This is a genomic window from Methanogenium cariaci JCM 10550 (assembly GCF_001315945.1).
Lineage (GTDB): Archaea > Halobacteriota > Methanomicrobia > Methanomicrobiales > Methanomicrobiaceae > Methanogenium > Methanogenium cariaci.
The window spans coordinates 30,364-47,850 of record NZ_BBBG01000006.1; the positions used below are offsets into that span (position 1 = coordinate 30,364).

Sequence of the window (17,487 nt, forward strand, 5' to 3'; positions counted from 1 at the left end):
TATCCGTGACCACCAATCCGACGGTGGGTATTATATCCCGTGATGGTATCTTAGACCATGGATCCTCTCATAACAACCCCCCCTCTGCCGGGTCCGAAGGCACAGGCCATTCTCCGGAGGGATGTCGGGGGGGTCATCTCGCAGTCGATGGTGCGGGAATATCCGCTGGTCATCGACCGGGCCGAGGGCATGAACCTCTGGGATGTGGACGGGAACCGCTACCTGGACTTCTCCGCAGGCATCGCCGTGATGAACCTCGGCTGGAACCACCCGGACGTCGTGCAGGCGGCATCCGAACAGATGCAGAAGCTCTCCCACGGGGGGGCATTTCTTGACTACTGCTCTGAAACACCGGTTCGGTTTGCGGAAAAACTGGTATCCATGCTCCCGCGTAACCTGAACCGCGTCTATTTCTCCAATTCCGGGGGGGCCGAGACCATCGAGGCCGCCCTGAAACTGGCCCGCCACCACACCAAACGGAAGTATTTCATCGCATTTTACGGCGGCTTTCATGGACGGACCTATGGTGCGGTGAGTCTGACCGCAGCAAAAGTCATCCAGCGCAAACATTTCGGGCCGTTTCTGCCGGTCGTCCACGCACCCTACCCGAACCCCTACCGTCCGTTCGGATCCCGGAAAGCGACCTGTGACCAGGATGTCGTCCGGCATATTGAAGAAGAAATATTCCCGATGGAGGTCTCGCCTGAGGAGGTGGCGGCAATTGTCGTTGAACATACAGGGGGAAGGAGGATATATCGTCCCGCCGATCACGTTTCTGAAGCGCCTGCGTGAGATCTGTGACGAACACGGCATTCTCCTTATTGTCGATGAAGTGCAATCGGGGTGCTACCGCACCGGCACCTTCCTTGCATCCGAACAGTTCGGCGTCGTCCCTGACATCGTCTGCCTCTCCAAGGCGCTTGGCGGAGGCTTCCCACTGGGGGGGGTGACCGTTGCCTCCGATGAGGTGATGACCTGGCCGCCCGGTTCACATGCGAGCACCTTCGGCGGGAACAACGTGGCCTGTGCGGCAGGCCTTGCTACCCTCACGGTCATGGACCAGCCCGGCTTCGGGGGGGAGCATGTCACCCGGATGGGGGGGGAATATCTGACCGGAAAACTGCGTGCCCTGCAGAAACAGCATGAGATGATCGGCGATGTGCGGGGGGGCATGGGTCTGATGATCGGCGCAGAACTCGTCACCGACCACACCACAAAGATGCCTGCGACAATGGAACGCAACCGGGTATTAACCGAGGCCTATCACCGCGGGCTCACGATGCTGCCCGCGGGTGTTTCGGTGATCCGGTTCTGCCCGCCGCTGGTTATTGAAAAACAGCAAATCGACACCGGTATGGAAATTCTGGACCATTCGTTTCAGCTGCTGAAGCCGATGGTCACGATGTGACGGAGGGGGGGTGCTGCCCCCCCGTCAGATGGATGCCTTCCGGAAGAGCAGCGCACCCACGACGATCATTACTACCGTGAAGCCACTGAGGACCGCAAGGCAGACCAGGGGGGGGTGGATGGCGGATGTACCAGAAGGCCGTAGCGGATGCCTTCCACTCCATAGGTGAGGGGGGGATCGATGAGCGTCAGGGGGGGCACCACCCATTCCGGCAGGCTCTCGATGGGGGGGAAGAGTGCCCCCGGAAAGGCCGAAGATCGGGAAGACCACGAAGTTCATGATGAGCTGGAAGCCGTGCATATCCTCCATCTTTGATGCAATGGCGATACCGAACGCGGCAAAGCAGATGCCGATGAGCGCCATGAAGAGAAAGGCGATGAGAAACCCGGTGAAACTGGTGAATCGGATGCCGATAACGAGCGACAGGATGAGAATAAAGGCTCCCTGGATGACCGCGGTCGTGGCACCGCCGAATGTCTGGCCAAGCATGATCTCAAGGCGGGAGACCGGTGCGACGAGTGTCTCTTTCAGAAACCCGAACTGTTTGTCCCAGATGATCTGTATACCGGAGAAGACCGAGGTGAAGAGCACACTCATCGCAATGATACCGGGGGGGATAATAAACTGGAGGTAGTTTCCTCCGGTGTCGCCCGGTATCTGCACGACAGAATTGAGTCCGAATCCCAGGGCCAGAAGAAAGAAGACCGGCATGCCGAGGCTGCCGACAATTCTGCTCTTTGAGCGGACGTAGCGTTTGAGACTCCGCAGCCAGAGCGTATAGACAATATCCATTAATGCCTCCCCCCCCATCATCATCCGCATCCGGTCTGCTGTTCCGGCCTCGTTTTCCCGGATGCTCTTGCCGGTGTAGTGCAAAAAGACATCCTCCAGCGTCGGCTGATGGATGGAGACCGAGGTAATGGTATATCCGTGATCCCCAAACGATCGGATGAGTTCCGTGATATGTTCCTCTGCGTCGTGCAGACGGATGGTGACCTGCCCGTCATGCTGCTCTGCACCGGAGATCCACGGGGGGGCGGAAATTTCTGTTGCAATTCTCTCTGAATCCGGGGGGGAGGTAACAGTCACCACATCGCTGCCCACCCGTTTTTTCAGCTCTTCCGGGGGGGTGTCCATCGCAATGATCGTCCCGTGGTCGATGATGGCGATGCGGTTGCAGAGCCGGTCGGCCTCGTCCATATAGTGGGTGGTGAGGATGATGGTGATGCCCTTTGTCTGGTTCAGGGTATGGATATACTCCCAGAGATGGTTGCGGGTCTGGGGGGGGTCAAGGCCGAGGGTCGGTTCGTCGAGAAAGAGCACCGCCGGTTCATGCAACAGTCCCCCCCGGGCGATCTCAAGGCGGCGACGCATGCCGCCGGAGAAGGTCTTGACGAGATTCTCTTTGCGGTCATCCAGTTCGACCAGCTGCAGGAGATCCCGGATTCGTTCTTCCCGGACTGCTTTGGGAATACGGTAGAGCCGTCCGTGAAAATCCATGTTCTCCCATGCGGTCAGCTCTTCGTCAAGACTCTGATCCTGAAAGACAATCCCGATGGACTTGCGCACGCCGTCCTGATCCTTCTGGATGTCAATACCATTGACGAGGGCCGTGCCGGACGTCGGTGCAAGCAGGGTGGATAGGATGGAGATGGTCGTGGTCTTGCCCGCACCGTTCGGGCCCAGAAGACCGAATATCTCTCCTTTTTGATATCAAAGGAGACTGCATCGACCGCGGTGAAGTCCCCCAAACCGTTTGGTGAGGTTTTCTACCTGAATCGCGGTCATGGGGGGGTTCCCCCGGTCTTCTCTTTTTCTTTGTCTTCCTCCAGCTCCCGGAGGTCACTGAGGCATCGGTCAAGGATCTCCGATGCTGCCTGCTGTCTCTCCTCCGGCAGGTCACGGGCACATTCCCGTATCTCCCACATCTTCTCTGCAAAGGATGCAAATTCCTCCCCCCCGAAGATCTCCGCATGGATGTTTCTTAAGAGCTGGAAGTTTTTCCGTGACCGGTGCCGATGCTGTTTTATTTCCGCAAGCGTTGTCTCTCCTGCGTCTGTCAGGGCATAGATGGTCTTTGCACGTGCACCCGTTTCCTGCGGGGCAATCAGTCCTTCTTCCGACAGGTGACGGAGCATCGGGTAGAGTGTCCCTTTGCTGGGCACCCATTCCCCCCCTCTGGTCATATCATCGATCTCCCTGAGGAGATCATAGCCGGTTTTTGGTTTACGGTGCAGGGAATGCAGGACGTACAGGGTTATCAGCGACCGCGTGTGGCCGTTATGGGTGGAAAATTTCAGAATGCCTTTCATGGTCCAATCACATTGTCTCCATATAGTGCTTTTGAAAACCGTTCTTGTGCGAACGGTTTGGTATCGTACTATCTGTGCATGGCTACTTATGGGTATGGGTGATGACAGGAGCGTATCCCACAGGTGATCCGTTTCCCGGCGATGGGGGGGAAGAGAACCGGTGGGCAGTGAGGGGGGGAATCGATACGGAATGGTTCAAAAAAGGGTTTTTTCCGGGATGTTCCGGCTTTCCGGTCAGGTATCGGGGGGGTCTATTCCAGCCGGGGGGGTTCTTCCAGGATGTATTTCCCCCCAGGCACTGCTGATCTTCTGCCGGGCCTGTCTCAGGTCACCGGATATCGCGGACCGCTGAAGAGCAATCGTACGCGGGTGCGGGTATTTCAGGAGACGGTCATCACTCTTGGTGATATGGTAGTGATAAAATCCGGTGAGATAGATGGCAGTATACCCGATGATCCCCCCCTTCATCCGGCGTGCCGAGGTGAAGACGGCGGTGCGGCGGTCATAGGTGCACCGGGCACCGGCATCCGCAAGGCGTAAGGAGAGGTCGTAATCCTCAAGAATGGATATGTCCCGGTGGCCGCCTGCCTGACGATAGATTTTTTTGTGACGGCAAAATTTGATCCGATCAGCCAGTAAAACCCAAACGGGTGGAGCAGCAGATAACTCTGCCGCCATCCCTGGATGATGCATGAACGGATGGTTTTGTTATAAAACCGGACCGGCCCGGTGCAGACGTCATACCTGCCCGTCGTGAGTCTCTCCCGGATGGTCTCCAGCCAGTCGGTGGGGGTAACGGGTATCTGCGTCCGTGAAGACAAGGATGGTTCCGTGTGCCGCCCCCCCGGCACCGTCTCCACGGGCACCGCCGATACCGGCCCGTTTCTGAGATATCACCTGATCCGCGAGGGTTTCCGCTATTGCACGGGTGTTGTCCGATGATCCCCCCCCGTCGACAACGATGATCTCATACTCCTTCCGAGGGATGCTCTGGGCCGTAAGAGATCTCAGGCAGTTGAGGATGGTCTCCTCTTCATTGAGTGCGGGAATGATTATGGATATCATGCGGTTCACCGGATACGGGAGATGCGGTTATTCAGCAACATGCGGCCTCTTCCCACTGCGGGCGTCAGGCTGTCCCGACAGCTGTAGAGCGGATAGGCGATAAGGAAGATGAATATCGCCGCGTTTAGGGCAATGTCAACCCCCCCGAACCACCATGCCGTCAGTTCAAGTGCGACAAGGGAGAGGACCGTCGTGATGCCCAGAAGGAGCGCTCCGTTTCTCAGACCGATGCCGACAACCGTGGTGTACGTGGTGCCGAAATCCTCGTGATAATCCTGTATCTCATGGGCAATTAGCGCTTCACAGCAGATGAAGGTGCAGACCAGTGCCGACGCAACGGGAAGGGAGACGAGGGCGGAAATAACGCCTCCGGCAAGGGTGTAGCCTGCGATAAACGGCAGTCCCCCGAACATGAGCCGTGACAGATGATGTCTGCGGCAAACCGGTCCTTGAGCCGGGCGGGTGTTGCCGAATAGAGGCTCAGCGTGATCAGGCAGAGGAGGGTGAAGACAAATCCCATGCCCGATATGCTGAGGGATATGAGGAGCGGGATTCCTCCGAATACGGCGCACATGCCGACCGTCTCCCCTTTTGAGAGCACCCCGTCAGCGAACGGGTTTTTTCCCATTTCTGCTTTCCCGGCATGGTTTTTGTCAATCTCTGCGTCATACAGATTATTGATGATAAATCCGTATCCGGTGATGAAGAAGAATAACGCAAAGACCATGATGAGGTCGGCTGAGATGCCTGCAGCGATGCATGCTCCTGCAAGCGGAAAGAGCGGATAAATTTTATCCAGTCTTTTGTGCGGAGCATTTTTCGATATCCCTGTAGTTTGTCCATTGTTGTATCGTTCCTGTATTGGTGTAGGTGTCCGGTAGGTTACTGTCCGGTGTTATACCGGGAATTCTGCGGTTTTGTTTCAAAAATCCGGCTTTTGCGGGCAGATGTCTGGGGGGGGCTCCCCCCCGTATGACGCGGCATCGGTCCCGTATTCCGGCTCAGTCGGTTTCACTTTCTGTTGCTCCATGCCACACCACATCGATGCCACCGACTGTTCAATGGTCTCTTCGACGTCACTCTGCAGTTTGCCGAAGGTATGCAGATGGATGAGCATAAAGTTCGGGTACCAGAAATTTGCCAGAAATACCTCCCGGTTAATTCCTTTTAGTGTTCCCCCCCGTGAGACTGCCTTGTGGTAGAGTTCGTCAAGGGCGGAAAACCGGATGAATGCCTCGTCTTTTGCCTTTTTTGTAATATTCGGGGGGGATGAGGCGAACTGTTCAAAGAAGAGGGTTTTTTCGGATTTTCAAACATCCAGTGGAGTACCTGCCGTTTGACATTTTTTATCTGTTCTTCCACAGGGATTTCCGGGCGAATACCTTCATCCACTGCATCAGAGAGTGCCCGGTGAATAGAGGTGTAGAGGGAATCAATCAGCTCTTCTTTTGTCCGGAAGTAGCGGAACAGGGTACCTGCGGAAACACCGGCACGCTCCGATATCTGTTGTGTCGGTGTTGCATGAAACCCCTGTGTTGAAAAGAGATCTACCGCTGCTTCCATCAGGGCCTTCCGTTTTTCTTCAGATAAATGCCTGCTCATACGATTTCTCCGTATTTTCCGTGCATTACTGCGGATTCTGTAATATGTATTTCATTTTCCGGTTTAAATGAGTAACTGCTCACTCATTGGAATTTGTTCGTTTTACAATATTGATCTACAAATTCACACAAAATTAGAGTGCTTTATTTTTCTCTGATAGCCATGTTGCAATTGCCGAAAATTCGAATCTGGTGTTCTTTTGTAATTTACTTTTTTGTTTTTTGGATCATTTCTATGATAGATTTATATATTAAATATATGTGGCCAGAATCCATTATTATCCGTAAAATGGCGTTTTTTTGCATCATAGGGAATCAATATATCAGATGAATGCGTGAGAGTTACCTGCACAGTTTATGTGCTAAAGGGGAGAAAAAAATGGTTTATACCTTTTATAACCCAAAAGTCGCTCTTATGGGAGCGGGTTGTGTAAAAGAAATTGGGAACCAGGCAAAACAAATGGGGGGGGACGAAGGCTCTCATAGTTTGCGGAGTTTCAAAACACGGTGAAGCACTGGGAAAGGATATTGCGGCACTTTTAAAGAGTTCCGGTGTTGAATCGAGAATATTTGCTGGCGCAGAACCAAATCCAACAGATACGAGTGTGCATGAAGGAGCAAAGATATATGCACAAGATTCATGCGATATGATTGTGGCTGTCGGTGGTGGAAGCCCAATGGACTGTGCGAAAGGCATTGGACTTCTTGCAGCGAATGGCGGAAAAATCGGAGATTACGAAGGGGGGGCAGGTCACGACCTGAAACCACTTCCGATGATGATAACCGTTAATACCACTGCCGGTACGGCAAGTGAAATGACCAGTTTTGCCGTCATCACCGACACTGCCCGGCACATAAAGATGGCATTTGTTGACTGGAGAATCACACCTGATGTAGCATCAATGATCCCGAGCTGATGGTCAGTATGCCTCCGGGCCTTACCGCAGCAACCGGCATGGATGCACTGACACACTCCATTGAAGCATTTGTCTCGACGATTGCCACACCGGTTACCGATGCGGCGGCACTGAAATCCATTGAACTGATTAAAGAATTCCTGCCAAGAGCGGTGAAAGATGGTTCAGACATCGAGGCCCGTGAGATGATGGCGTATGCCGAATACCTTGCAGGCATTGCCTTTAATAATGCAAGCCTTGGGTATGTGCATGCGATGGCACACCAGCTTGGCGGATTCTACAACCTGCCGCACGGGGGGGTCTGCAATGCGGTTCTCCTGCCTCATGTGGAGACATTCAACAAAGAAGCCGTGCCGGAACGGTTCGTGGTCATTGCACAGGCGATGGGAGTTGATGTGTCAAAGATGAGCAGAGCTGAAGCTGCAGAAGCTGCTATTGATGGAATTAAAAAACTTGCCGCAGAAGTTGGCATTCCGGCCGGTCTTGCCGAGCTTGGAGCAAAGGAAGAGGATCTTAATGTGCTTGCAGAGAATGCCATGAAGGACGTCTGCGGCGCGACCAATCCGAGAGAGGCGGATCTGGCCGAGATCATTGGCATCTACAAGAGCGCGATGTAAAAAGAGATCTGCCCCCCCATAATCACCCCCCCACCTTTTTTATCACGTGCACCTCCCCCCCCGGTATCAGTGGGAAAAGAGAGGAATTATCCAAATCGTCTGATCTCCGGTCTTTGGCCGGTACATTCAAAGTCGATGTATCCCTTATACGGGTCGGTATGAATCAGGCGCACGATAACTTTCTGGCCCACCTTCAGGCATTCTTCGCCACGCATAATCCTGCCCTCCGCAGGCGGGGAAAGTAACCTGACGTAGGTGCCGCTCTCTGAAGCACCGGTGACAAAGCCCTCGAACGTCTCCCCCCCACTCTTTCCTGGAGGAGCACTGCCGCTGCCGCTTTGCGCATGAACCGCTCGACTTTCTTGGAGCCTTTTTCCCGGTCAGAGAGCCATGTTGACTCTTCTTCCAGGTCTTCGTAGGTATACGGGCAGTGTTTTTTGTCAATGACCGATTTTACCAGCCGCTGGATGATGAGGTCGGTGTAGCGCCGGTTGGGTGCGGTGGAATGTGTATAGTCGGTGACCGCAAGAGCAAAGTGGCCAACGGGTTCCCGTTTTGGATCGCGTGCGATGTATTCCCCCCCGGACCCATCAGTTTGACGATGGTGAGAGAGAGGTCGGGAAATGTCTCGGGGGGGCTTCTCTCCCGTTCACTATCCAGGAACCGGGAGAGGGCCTTTGCATCCGGTCTTTTTGGCAGTTTCCAGTCGTATTCTGCGGCGGTATCAACGATTTCATTCCAGTATTTCGGGGGGGTGACGACGACCCGTTCGATCATGGGTGACCCGGCCTCCTCCAGGTATGCGACGGTCGTCCCGTTGGCGGCGACCATGAACTCCTCAATTACCTGCCGGGCTAAATCCTGTCGCTGGACCACCAGGTCCCTGACCAGACCGTATTCAACCACCGGTTCTGCCTCGATGGTCCGGAGGTCAAGGGCGCCATGTTTCATGCGGTAGCGCCTCAGGCGCTGTGCCGTCCGATGCTGCAGACGGAGCTGCGCTTCGAGTCCCGGCACCTCACTGACCGATGCAGGGATGTCACGGGTCTCTTCCAGCCATTCCCCCCCGACCTCTTCGTAGATGAGTTTGGCCTTGTTTGCGACGATGGCCCGGGAGAGACTCCCGTGGCGAATGCTTCCGTCCGGGAGAACGGTGTAGTCGATGACGACCACCTGGCAGTCCTGTCCCGGCAAAAGGGAGGTGATACCTTTGGAGAGCCGGTCGGGGGGGAGCATAGGGAAGGTAACAATGCCGGTATAGACCGAGGTGCCGTTATGTGCGGCATACCGGTCGGCGTGGGAATAGTAGGGAACGTATGCATCGACATCAGCGATGGCGACTTTCACATGCACGCTGCCGTCTTTGCCCTCTTCACAGTATTCTATCTGGTCGAGGTCCATGGAGTCCCAGTTGTCGATGGACGACCAGAGGAGGGAACGGAGGTCACGGATATTCCCGTTATCCTCCTGGAACCCGGTTTGATGACACTGACTTCGCGAAGGACAGACCGGGGGGGAAATTCCGGGTAAAACCCGAATCTCTCCATCACATCCAGAGCGATGGCGACGAGGTCAACATACTGATGTCTGTTCATGCGGATCTGATCCCTGTGTGCCCTTCATGGCTTAAATATCTCTGGTCACCTGTTTTGGTATGCTCTTCGGGTGCCGGATGAATATTCCGGCATCCGGGTAACACACCGCTGCCTGAAATGATTTCAAAAACGGATACAATCTCCTGGTGTTATGTTGTTTTCGTTCCGGCATTCATGGATGCAGAGGATATGAAGAGAGAAGAATACGGTTCAAAGTGGTCTCCGGCTGCATGAATGATGGCGTATCTGCCAATGACATATACGCCACCCGGATTTGGTTCACTTTTCGTTCTGCCTGGCGGGATGGGCATCTTCTATATGGAGGGTCTTTCCTTCGAATTCCCTTCCCGATAAGGATTTTTTTGCCAGTTCGCCTTGTTCCGGTGTCGCGAAGGTGACAAACCCGGCTCCCCCCCTGCCACGGATGATCTGAACCTCTTTGATTTCGCCGAACCCGGTAAAGAGATCTCTGAGATCCCGTGCCGTCATTGAGTGCTTTATGTTTGAAACGTAGAGTTTGTGGCTTACCATCTGTTTGTTCTCCCTGAATTGCAGGTGAAATCTGCATATTCGCCAAAGAATGTTTTGGTATGGTGGTTTGTCCATTCCAGAGAGGGAGCCAACCCCCCCGACCGTATGCAGAGGTCTGTCGCCTGCGACCGTTCAGCAGACTGCATATCCGGCACTCAGCTGCCTCCCTTCTCTCCTGTGTGACTGGTCCTGCGCCACCCGTACAGTATGGTTACCTTGTGTTCTGATAGATCGGACGGGCATCTTCCACGCGGAGGGCCCGTCCTTCAAATTCCTTTCCTGCCATTGTTTTCCGTGCATCTTCGGCCTCTTCCAGTGTCGCATACGCGACAAATCCGAATCCCCCCCGGTCCCGGATGATTTTCACCTCGGTGAGTTTGCCGAACCCGGAAAATATCTCTCTGAGATCCGCTTCCGTCATTGAATGGCTGATGTTTCCAACGTAGAGTTTGTGACTTTCCATGTATACTCCCCCCCGAACAGCAGGTGTGATCTGTGTAATCCCCCCCAATGAATGTTTGGGTGACGCGTGCTCTCGTTCCGGCTGCATCTGCCCTCCTTTCTGTGGGGGAAATGTTGATATGCACGGTTCCCGATAGGTTTCAGGCTGATATATTCATGAATGCCGAGAAAACTGTCTCCGGGCGTGCTCATCTTTCCCCGCTTCTGGAGTTTCGTAATGTGACGGTGATGAAGGGAGAGAAAAAACTGCTCGATTCCCTCTCGGTGACCATTCCGGAAGGGGAGCACGTTGCCATTCTGGGGCCGAATGGTGCGGGAAAATCCTTGTTTATCAAAGCCATCATGCGGGAATATTATCCGCTGCAGGGAGACGGGGTGCGGTTCCGTGTCTGCGGCAGGGATGTGTGGCATGTCTCTGACCTCCGGTCGCATTTTGGGATCGTTTCCAACGAACTGCAGTACACCTTCACCCGCGAGATCACCGGCCGTGATGTCGTTATCTCCGGATTTTTTTCCAGTATCGGGCTCTACGGGAATGAGGCAACGCCTGCGATGGAGCAGAAGACGGATGTAATTCTCCGGTTCCTTGAGATTGACTCTCTCAGTGATCGTCTGGTCACAACGATGTCCTCCGGCGAGGCCCGGCGGTTTCTTATCGGGCGTGCCCTCGTGCATGACCCGAAGGCCCTCATCCTTGATGAACCGACAACGAGCCTTGACCTCCATGCCCTGCACATCTTCCGTGCCACGCTCCGAAAGATTGCACAGGCGGGAACCGGCATCATCATGGTGACGCATACGCTCTCAGATATCATACCGGAGACGACCCGGATCATTCTCATGAAGGATGGACAGTGCTGCGGGGACGGGCCGAAGGCAGAGATGCTCACCAGTGAGCGTATCAGCGGGCACTTTGGGGTGCCGGTGCATATCCGAGAGGAGGACGGCTGGTATTACGTGACCGGCTACTGACGGACGGGTTTGCTTACGTTTTTTGTTTTTCTGCCTGTTTCTCCTTTGGTTCCCAGATGGGGGGGATGCCCGCGTAGGTGATCTTTCTGATGCGGTGGTAGGGGGGGATGGGTTTTGTTCCCGTGTTGGTCATCACTTCAAAATAGTCCCGGTCAAGGAGTTTGATGTATGTGCCTTCTGCTGTTGAACGGTCATCCGGTGCCCCGCGGTCGAGGTATTCCACCGCGGCTTTTTTGATGTCAAACTCCGGGTCATGCCAGATGCGGAGGAGCAGGGCGTGGGTGGTACGCATGACAGGTGATAGGGGGGGTAGTAATGATATTTCAGGTTTCCCAGATGGGGGGGAATCCTGTTAGGTTTCGGTCAAAATACGGAAATTATGCACAAAACTATCTTTATGGTAAATCGAAGGCAACACAATTTGTTCAAAATTATTTGAATTAATTTGTGGTTTTCATATGACAATGGAACTTATCTATATCATCGCCCTCCTTCTGACTGGTATTGTGGTCGGGTTAGCCGGTGGCATGCTTGGTGTCGGCGGCTGTTTCATCATGATTCCGGTGCAGTACTGGGTTCTGACCTCAATGGGGGGGTTAGACCCCGGAACAGCTATTCTGATTGCGTTCGGAACAAACCTGGCTGTTGTGTTGCCGACCGCCATCTCAGGTGCATACGGACACAACAAAAAGGGTGCGGTTGCCTGGAATGCCGCAGTGACCATGGGAATTGCCGGTTTTGCAGGAGCCCTTGTGGGCGGGTATATTGCCACCCTTATTCCGGGAGAATATCTGACATTCCTCTTCGGACTGGTGATCCTTCTCAGTTCCATCCGGATGCTCACGGCGAAACCTCCTGCTGCGGATGCCAAACCGGTTGACGATGTGGTCACTTTCCTTTTGTGGGGGGGATCCCCTTGGTCTTCTCTCCGGTATCATTGGCATCGGTGGCGGTGTCCTCCTGATCCCGGTGATGGTCTTAGCCCTGCACTTTAAGATGCACACCGCTGTCGGAACATCGACTGCCTCATGATCTTCACCGCCCTGGGGGGGCACGATTGCCTATATCATCAACGGCTGGGGTGCAGCAGGCTTCCGGCATATTCGCTGGGGTATGTCAATCTGCTGCAGTGGGCACTTCTTGCTATTCCCAGCATTGCGATGGCACAGGTGGGCGTACGGGTGGCCCATAAACTCCCCGCAAAACAGCTGAAATATGTCTTTATTGCGGTGATGATCTATATGGGTCTGAAGATGATGGGTGTCTTCACCTTCCTGGGCCTCCCTCTTTAATCTACATTCACCTTTTTTGTATGATGGGTGCGGATGGATTCGTAATTATCATCAGATATATATAAATTTGAGAGCTATTGCTCAACATGAAGACACAGGCATTACTGATAGGGGCTGTCGTCTGTCTCGCCCTTGTCTGCACCTTTTTTGCCGGGTGCACGGCATCGGACGACGGGCCGGTCGAAACCCCGGTGGTGACCCCCCTTGTCACTCCGGTGAAAACTCCGGTGGCAACAGAAAACGCCGCAGATGTTGTCGAAGCAAACATCCTCTTTGCCTACGATCTCTACCACACGCTTCAACGTGATGAACAGTATGCGGATCAGAATATCTTCTTCTCCCCCTACAGTATCTCAACCGCTTTTGCGCTGACCTACGAAGGGGGGGCGAAGGGGGGGACGACCGCAGATGAGATACGCTCGGTCTTTCATTTCCGGAAATAGCACCGTCCGGCAGGAAGGCTACCGTGATCTGATTGCAGGCCTGAACATTCCGGATGCCGCATACACTCTTCAGACGGCAAATGCCCTCTGGGCAGAAAAAACCAATCCGTTCCTCCCCCCCGAATATATCGAAACAGCACAACAGTATTACGCAGCAGAGGTCAGGAACATGGACTTCATCTCTGCACCGGAGGAGTTCCGGCAGACAATCAACCGCTGGGTGGAGGACCAGACCGAAGACCGGATCAAAGACCTCATCCCGAAAGGGGGGGCGATTGATTCCCTCACAGAACTTGTGATCACCAATGCCATCTACTTCAAGGGTACCTGGGTGCTGCAGTTTGATGAAAATAAAACCCACCCGGCGGATTTCCGCAGCGAGGGGGGGCGAATATGTCTCTGTTGATATGATGCAGAGAACGGATGTTGACGCCCGCTATGCATATTCAGAAACCGCAGACCTGCAAATTCTCAGGATGCCGTATGAACACGAAAGCGGGAAGGCCCTCTCCATGCTCGTGCTCCTCCCGAAGGATGGCGAGATCACTACAGCGGAGACCGCCCTTGGCACCACCGGACTTGCGGATGCCATTGCATCGATGGACACAACGCAGGTAAAGGTCTTCTTCCCGAAGTTCACCCTTGAGACCACCTATTTCCTGCCCAAAACCCTCGAAGTGATGGGGGGGATGCCGACCGCGTTCGGGCCCGCCGCTGACTTCTCCGGCATGGACGGCACCCGTGACCTCTTCATCACCAATATCCTCCACAAGGCCTTTGTGGATGTCAACGAGGAGGGAACCGAGGCTGCCGCCGCAACCGCGGTCATTTTTGGAAAAGGAGTAACAATGGAGGAACCTGTTCCGGTCTTCCGGGCAGATCATCCGTTCGTCTTTTTGATTACCGATGACGAAACCGGCATGCTGCTCTTCATGGGACGGGTGGCAGACCCGACGGTCTGAGATCCACCAATTTTTTGGAAACGGGTGAGGGATTTCCCAAGTGAGTGACGGTAGTTGTTGGTTCACATAGTCCCTACAGAACAGTGAATGTCTTTATTGCTGTGATCTCTATCTGGGCTTACAGATGATTTGTGTCTTCATTTTCCCGGCCCTCTCTTTTGGATCACGTTGGTAATGACTGCGGAACAATTTGAAATAATCATCATAATTATATATAGCTGACGATGAACGTTCTGCATGAAGAAACAGGTATTCCTGATAGGGGGCTGTCGTATGCATCGCCCTCGCCTGCACCTTTTTTTCCGGGTGCACGGCATCGGACGATGGGCCGGTCGGAACCCCCCCGGTGTTGACCCCCCCGGTTGCACCAGAAAGTGCAGCAGATGTTGTCAGCGCAAACACCCTCTTTGCCTACGATCTGTATCATACGCTTCAACGTGATGAACAGTATGCGGATCAGAATATCTTCTTCTCCCCCTACAGTATCTCAACCGCTTTTGCGCTGACCTACGAAGGGGGGGCGAAGGGGGGGACGACCGCAGATGAGATACGCTCGGTCTTTCATTTCCGGAAATAGCACCGTCCGGCAGGAAGGCTACCGTGATCTGATTGCAGACCTGAACAGCCCGGATGCTGCGTACACTCTTCAGACGGCAAATGCACTCTGCAGAAGAGAACTACCCGTTCCTCCCCCCCGCCTATATCGAAACTGCACAGCAGTATTACGCAGCGGAGGTCAGGAACATGGACTTTGCCTCTGCCCCCCCCGAAGAGTCCCGGCAGACAATCAACCGCTGGGTGGAGGATCAGACCGAAGACCGGATCAAAGACCTCATCCCGCAAGGGCGATTGACTCCCTCACATGCCTGGTGATCACCAATGCCATCTACTTCAAGGGCACCTGGGTGTTGCAGTTTGATGAAAATAATACCCACCCGGCGGAGTTCCGCAGCGAGGGGGGGCGAATATGTCTCTGTTGATATGATGCAGAGAACGGATGTTGACGCCCGCTATGCGTATTCAGAAACGGACGACCTGCAGATCCTCAGGATGCCGTATGAACACGAAAGCGGGAAGGCCCTCTCCATGCTGGTGATCCTCCCGAAAGATGGCAACATTACCACGGCGGAGACCGCCCTTGGCACCACCGGGCTTGTGGATGCCATTGCATCGATGGAAACAACGCAGGTAAAGGTCTTCTTCCCGAAGTTCACTCTTGAGACCACCTATTCCCTGTCCAACACCCTGAAAGCGATGGGGATGCCGGCCGCGTTTGGCCTCGATGCTGATTTCTCCGGCATGGACGGCACCCGTGACCTCTTCATCACCAATGTCCTCCACAAGGCCTTTGTGGACGTCAACGAGGAGGGGGGGACCGAGGCTGCCGCTGCCACCGCAGTTATTATGGGGAAGGGAATGTCAACAGAGGACGCGCCAGTCCCTGTCTTCCGGGCAGACCACCCATTCATCTTCCTGATCACCGATGACGAAACCGGGAATCTGCTCTTCATGGGACGGGTGGCAGATCCAATGGCCTGACACCTCCCTCGTCATGGGGGGGCACAGGTGAGAAATCTTCCTGTGAGTGTGAGATATGGGGTGCAGCGATGGGCACTCCTCGCCATCCCCGGCATTGTGATGGCACAGGTGGGCGTGCGGGTGGGCCACAACCCCCCCCGCAAAACAGCTGAAAATTTGTCTTTATTGTGGTGATGGTCTATACGGGCCTGAAGATGATGGGTGTCTTCACCATTTTTTCCTCCCTCTCTAATCCCTATTCCCCCCCTTTTTTGTGATAGGTGCAGATGGATTCGTAATTCTCATTAGAATTATATAAATTTGAGAGCCATTGCTCTGCATGAAGAAACAGGCATTCCTGATAGGGGCTGTCGTCTGTCTCGCCCTCGCCTGCACCTTTTTTGCCGGGTGCACGGCATCGGACGACGGGCCGGTCGGAACCCCGACGGAAACCCCCCCGGTGGTGACCCCCCCGGTTGTCACTCCGGTTGAAACCCCCCCGATGGCAACAGAAAACGCCGCAGATGTTGTCGAAGCAAACACCCGCTTTGCCTACGATCTCTATCACACGCTTCAAAGTGATGAAGAGTATGCGGATCAGAATATCTTCTTCTCGCCTTACAGTATATCAACCGCTTTTGCGCTGACCTACGAAGGGGGGGCGAAGGGGGGGATGACCGCAGAGGAGATACGCTCGGTCTTTCATTTTCCGGCAAATGACACTGTCCGGCAGGATGGCTATAGGGTCCTCATTGCAGACCTGAACAGCCCGGATGCTGCGTACACCCTTCAGACGGCAAATGCCCTCTGGGCAGAAGAGAATTACCCGTTCCTCCCCGCCTATATCAAAACTGCACAGCAGTATTACGCAGCGGAGGTCAGGAATATGAACTTTGCCTCTGCGCCGGAGGAGTCCCGGCAGACAATCAACCGCTGGGTGGAGGACCAGACCGAAGACCGGATCAAAGACCTCATCCCGCAAGGGGGGGCGATTGACTCCATCACACGCCTGGTGATCACCAACGCCATCTACTTCAAGGGCACCTGGGTGCTGCAGTTTGATGAAAATAATACCCACCCGGCGGAGTTCCGTAGTGAGGGTGGTGAGTATGTCACGGTGGATATGATGCAGAGAACATATATTGACGCCCGCTATGCATATTCAGAAACGGACGGCCTCCAGATTCTCCGCATGCCGTATGAACACGAAAGCGGGAAGGCCCTCTCCATGCTCGTGCTCCTCCCGAAAGATGGTGAGATCACTACAGCAGAAACTGCCCTTGGCACCACCGGCTTGCAGATGCCATTGCATCGATGGAACCAACACAGGTAGAGGTCTTCTTCCCGAAGTTCACTCTTGAGACTACCTATTCCCTGCCCGACACCCTGAAATCGATGGGGGGGATGCCGACCGCGTTCGGTCTCGATGCGGACTTCTCCGGCATGGACGGCACCAATATGCTCTTCATCAGTGCTGCCATCCACAAGGCCTTTGTGGATGTCAACGAGGAGGGGGGGACCGAGCTGCCGCCGCCACTGCGGTTGTTGTGAGTCTGAAATCGGCTCCCATGGAAGAGCCGGTCCCGGTCTTCCGGGCGGATCATCCGTTCGTCTTTTTGATCACCGATGATGAGACCGGCGAACTGCTCTTCATGGGACGGGTGGCAGACCCGACGGCCTGATACCTGCAAACCGAATGGAAAAGAGGGGGGGAATATTCCCCGGAGGTTACCAGAATTCAGGTGAGACCGGAAAGGGCCCCCCCGTCCACCATCTCTTTTTGGACTTTGGT

General features: G+C 54.4%; 19 protein-coding genes and 8 pseudogenes. 15 read left to right on the top strand and 12 right to left on the bottom strand.

Going from position 1 to position 17,487, the window contains the following annotated elements:
* The first annotated feature begins 189 nt into the window (after positions 1-189).
* Positions 190-1,408, top strand: a pseudogene (locus JCM10550_RS22395) (aminotransferase class III-fold pyridoxal phosphate-dependent enzyme).
* 231 nt (positions 1,409-1,639) lie between these two features.
* Here JCM10550_RS22395 and JCM10550_RS16985 read toward each other — a convergent pair.
* The 6 genes and pseudogenes from JCM10550_RS16985 to JCM10550_RS22400 form a co-directional block, all read right to left on the bottom strand.
* A pseudogene (locus JCM10550_RS16985) lies at positions 1,640-2,200 on the bottom strand (ABC transporter permease); the annotation flags it as partial.
* A 45-nt stretch (positions 2,201-2,245) separates the two neighbouring features.
* A pseudogene (locus JCM10550_RS06880) lies at positions 2,246-3,196 on the bottom strand (ATP-binding cassette domain-containing protein); the annotation flags it as partial.
* Positions 3,193-3,720 carry a PadR family transcriptional regulator gene (locus JCM10550_RS06885; protein WP_062397980.1) on the bottom strand — a complete coding sequence of 176 codons (528 nt, stop codon included), beginning with the start codon at positions 3,718-3,720 and terminating at the stop codon, positions 3,193-3,195. The pseudogene JCM10550_RS06880 and the gene JCM10550_RS06885, both read right to left, overlap by 4 nt.
* A gap of 234 nt (positions 3,721-3,954) precedes the next feature.
* On the bottom strand, positions 3,955-4,398 hold the full coding sequence (locus tag JCM10550_RS06890) for a hypothetical protein (protein WP_157200026.1): 444 nt from the start codon (positions 4,396-4,398) through the stop codon (positions 3,955-3,957).
* 60 nt (positions 4,399-4,458) lie between these two features.
* Positions 4,459-4,785: a glycosyltransferase family 2 protein gene (locus tag JCM10550_RS06895; protein WP_062397984.1), complete on the bottom strand. Its 327-nt coding sequence runs from the start codon at positions 4,783-4,785 to the stop codon at positions 4,459-4,461.
* A 5-nt stretch (positions 4,786-4,790) separates the two neighbouring features.
* The gene (locus JCM10550_RS22400; protein ID WP_062397986.1) at positions 4,791-5,198 is read right to left on the bottom strand and encodes a hypothetical protein; all 408 of its coding nucleotides are present in this window, start codon (positions 5,196-5,198) and stop codon (positions 4,791-4,793) included.
* A 5-nt stretch (positions 5,199-5,203) separates the two neighbouring features.
* Between JCM10550_RS22400 and JCM10550_RS22405 the strand changes: the two genes are divergently transcribed.
* Positions 5,204-5,380: a hypothetical protein gene (locus tag JCM10550_RS22405; protein WP_245618830.1), complete on the top strand. Its 177-nt coding sequence runs from the start codon at positions 5,204-5,206 to the stop codon at positions 5,378-5,380.
* Positions 5,381-5,707: 327 nt separating this feature from the next.
* Here the strand turns inward: JCM10550_RS22405 and JCM10550_RS06910 are convergent, their stop codons facing one another.
* Positions 5,708-5,902 carry a hypothetical protein gene (locus JCM10550_RS06910; RefSeq protein WP_062397990.1) on the bottom strand — a complete coding sequence of 65 codons (195 nt, stop codon included), beginning with the start codon at positions 5,900-5,902 and terminating at the stop codon, positions 5,708-5,710.
* A gap of 50 nt (positions 5,903-5,952) precedes the next feature.
* Positions 5,953-6,387: a TetR/AcrR family transcriptional regulator gene (locus tag JCM10550_RS06915; RefSeq protein WP_062397993.1), complete on the bottom strand. Its 435-nt coding sequence runs from the start codon at positions 6,385-6,387 to the stop codon at positions 5,953-5,955.
* Between the two features lie 439 nt (positions 6,388-6,826).
* On the opposite strand from JCM10550_RS06915, the pseudogene JCM10550_RS22410 reads away from it, so the two are divergent.
* Positions 6,827-7,920: pseudogene (locus JCM10550_RS22410) on the top strand (iron-containing alcohol dehydrogenase).
* 86 nt (positions 7,921-8,006) lie between these two features.
* On the opposite strand, the pseudogene JCM10550_RS06925 reads toward JCM10550_RS22410, so the two are convergent.
* Positions 8,007-9,515, bottom strand: a pseudogene (locus tag JCM10550_RS06925) (RNB domain-containing ribonuclease).
* A gap of 279 nt (positions 9,516-9,794) precedes the next feature.
* On the bottom strand, positions 9,795-10,046 hold the full coding sequence (locus tag JCM10550_RS06930) for an RNA-binding protein (RefSeq protein WP_062397995.1): 252 nt from the start codon (positions 10,044-10,046) through the stop codon (positions 9,795-9,797).
* Between the two features lie 24 nt (positions 10,047-10,070).
* Here JCM10550_RS06930 and JCM10550_RS19625 point away from each other — a divergent pair, with 24 nt between their 5' ends.
* A complete protein-coding gene (locus JCM10550_RS19625) occupies positions 10,071-10,229 on the top strand; it encodes a hypothetical protein (protein WP_172673799.1) in 159 nt (52 codons plus the stop codon).
* Between the two features lie 28 nt (positions 10,230-10,257).
* Here the strand turns inward: JCM10550_RS19625 and JCM10550_RS06935 are convergent, their stop codons facing one another.
* On the bottom strand, positions 10,258-10,596 hold the full coding sequence (locus JCM10550_RS06935) for an RNA-binding protein (protein ID WP_245618831.1): 339 nt from the start codon (positions 10,594-10,596) through the stop codon (positions 10,258-10,260).
* Between the two features lie 68 nt (positions 10,597-10,664).
* Here JCM10550_RS06935 and JCM10550_RS06940 point away from each other — a divergent pair, with 68 nt between their 5' ends.
* Positions 10,665-11,480: an ABC transporter ATP-binding protein gene (locus tag JCM10550_RS06940; RefSeq protein WP_062398179.1), complete on the top strand. Its 816-nt coding sequence runs from the start codon at positions 10,665-10,667 to the stop codon at positions 11,478-11,480.
* Between the two features lie 13 nt (positions 11,481-11,493).
* On the opposite strand, the gene JCM10550_RS06945 is transcribed toward JCM10550_RS06940, so the two are convergent.
* Positions 11,494-11,772 carry a DUF504 domain-containing protein gene (locus JCM10550_RS06945; RefSeq protein ID WP_062397997.1) on the bottom strand — a complete coding sequence of 93 codons (279 nt, stop codon included), beginning with the start codon at positions 11,770-11,772 and terminating at the stop codon, positions 11,494-11,496.
* 172 nt (positions 11,773-11,944) lie between these two features.
* Between JCM10550_RS06945 and JCM10550_RS24640 the strand changes: the two are divergent.
* The 10 genes and pseudogenes from JCM10550_RS24640 to JCM10550_RS24675 form a co-directional block, all read left to right on the top strand.
* A pseudogene (locus tag JCM10550_RS24640) lies at positions 11,945-12,331 on the top strand (sulfite exporter TauE/SafE family protein); the annotation flags it as partial.
* Positions 12,332-12,362: 31 nt separating this feature from the next.
* Complete coding sequence (locus JCM10550_RS24645) at positions 12,363-12,512, top strand: TSUP family transporter (RefSeq protein ID WP_281175301.1); 150 nt, start codon at positions 12,363-12,365, stop codon at positions 12,510-12,512.
* The gene (locus JCM10550_RS24650; RefSeq protein ID WP_281175302.1) at positions 12,509-12,772 is read left to right on the top strand and encodes a TSUP family transporter; all 264 of its coding nucleotides are present in this window, start codon (positions 12,509-12,511) and stop codon (positions 12,770-12,772) included. Before JCM10550_RS24645 ends, JCM10550_RS24650 begins: the two co-directional genes overlap by 4 nt.
* 86 nt (positions 12,773-12,858) lie before the next feature.
* Positions 12,859-13,215 carry a serpin family protein gene (locus tag JCM10550_RS24655; protein WP_281175303.1) on the top strand — a complete coding sequence of 119 codons (357 nt, stop codon included), beginning with the start codon at positions 12,859-12,861 and terminating at the stop codon, positions 13,213-13,215.
* Positions 13,181-13,621: a serpin family protein gene (locus JCM10550_RS24660; protein ID WP_281175304.1), complete on the top strand. Its 441-nt coding sequence runs from the start codon at positions 13,181-13,183 to the stop codon at positions 13,619-13,621. The genes JCM10550_RS24655 and JCM10550_RS24660 overlap by 35 nt, the downstream gene beginning before the upstream one ends.
* Complete coding sequence (locus tag JCM10550_RS24665) at positions 13,560-14,177, top strand: serpin family protein (protein WP_281175305.1); 618 nt, start codon at positions 13,560-13,562, stop codon at positions 14,175-14,177. The genes JCM10550_RS24660 and JCM10550_RS24665 overlap by 62 nt, the downstream gene beginning before the upstream one ends.
* A gap of 277 nt (positions 14,178-14,454) precedes the next feature.
* A pseudogene (locus tag JCM10550_RS06965) lies at positions 14,455-15,716 on the top strand (serpin family protein).
* A 42-nt stretch (positions 15,717-15,758) separates the two neighbouring features.
* Positions 15,759-15,890, top strand: coding sequence for a hypothetical protein (locus JCM10550_RS24670; protein WP_281175306.1), 132 nt, complete (start codon positions 15,759-15,761; stop codon positions 15,888-15,890).
* A 307-nt stretch (positions 15,891-16,197) separates the two neighbouring features.
* A pseudogene (locus tag JCM10550_RS06970) lies at positions 16,198-17,246 on the top strand (serpin family protein).
* Positions 17,243-17,377: a serpin family protein gene (locus tag JCM10550_RS24675; RefSeq protein WP_281175307.1), complete on the top strand. Its 135-nt coding sequence runs from the start codon at positions 17,243-17,245 to the stop codon at positions 17,375-17,377. The pseudogene JCM10550_RS06970 and the gene JCM10550_RS24675 overlap by 4 nt, the downstream one beginning before the upstream one ends.
* Positions 17,378-17,487 lie beyond the last annotated feature (110 nt).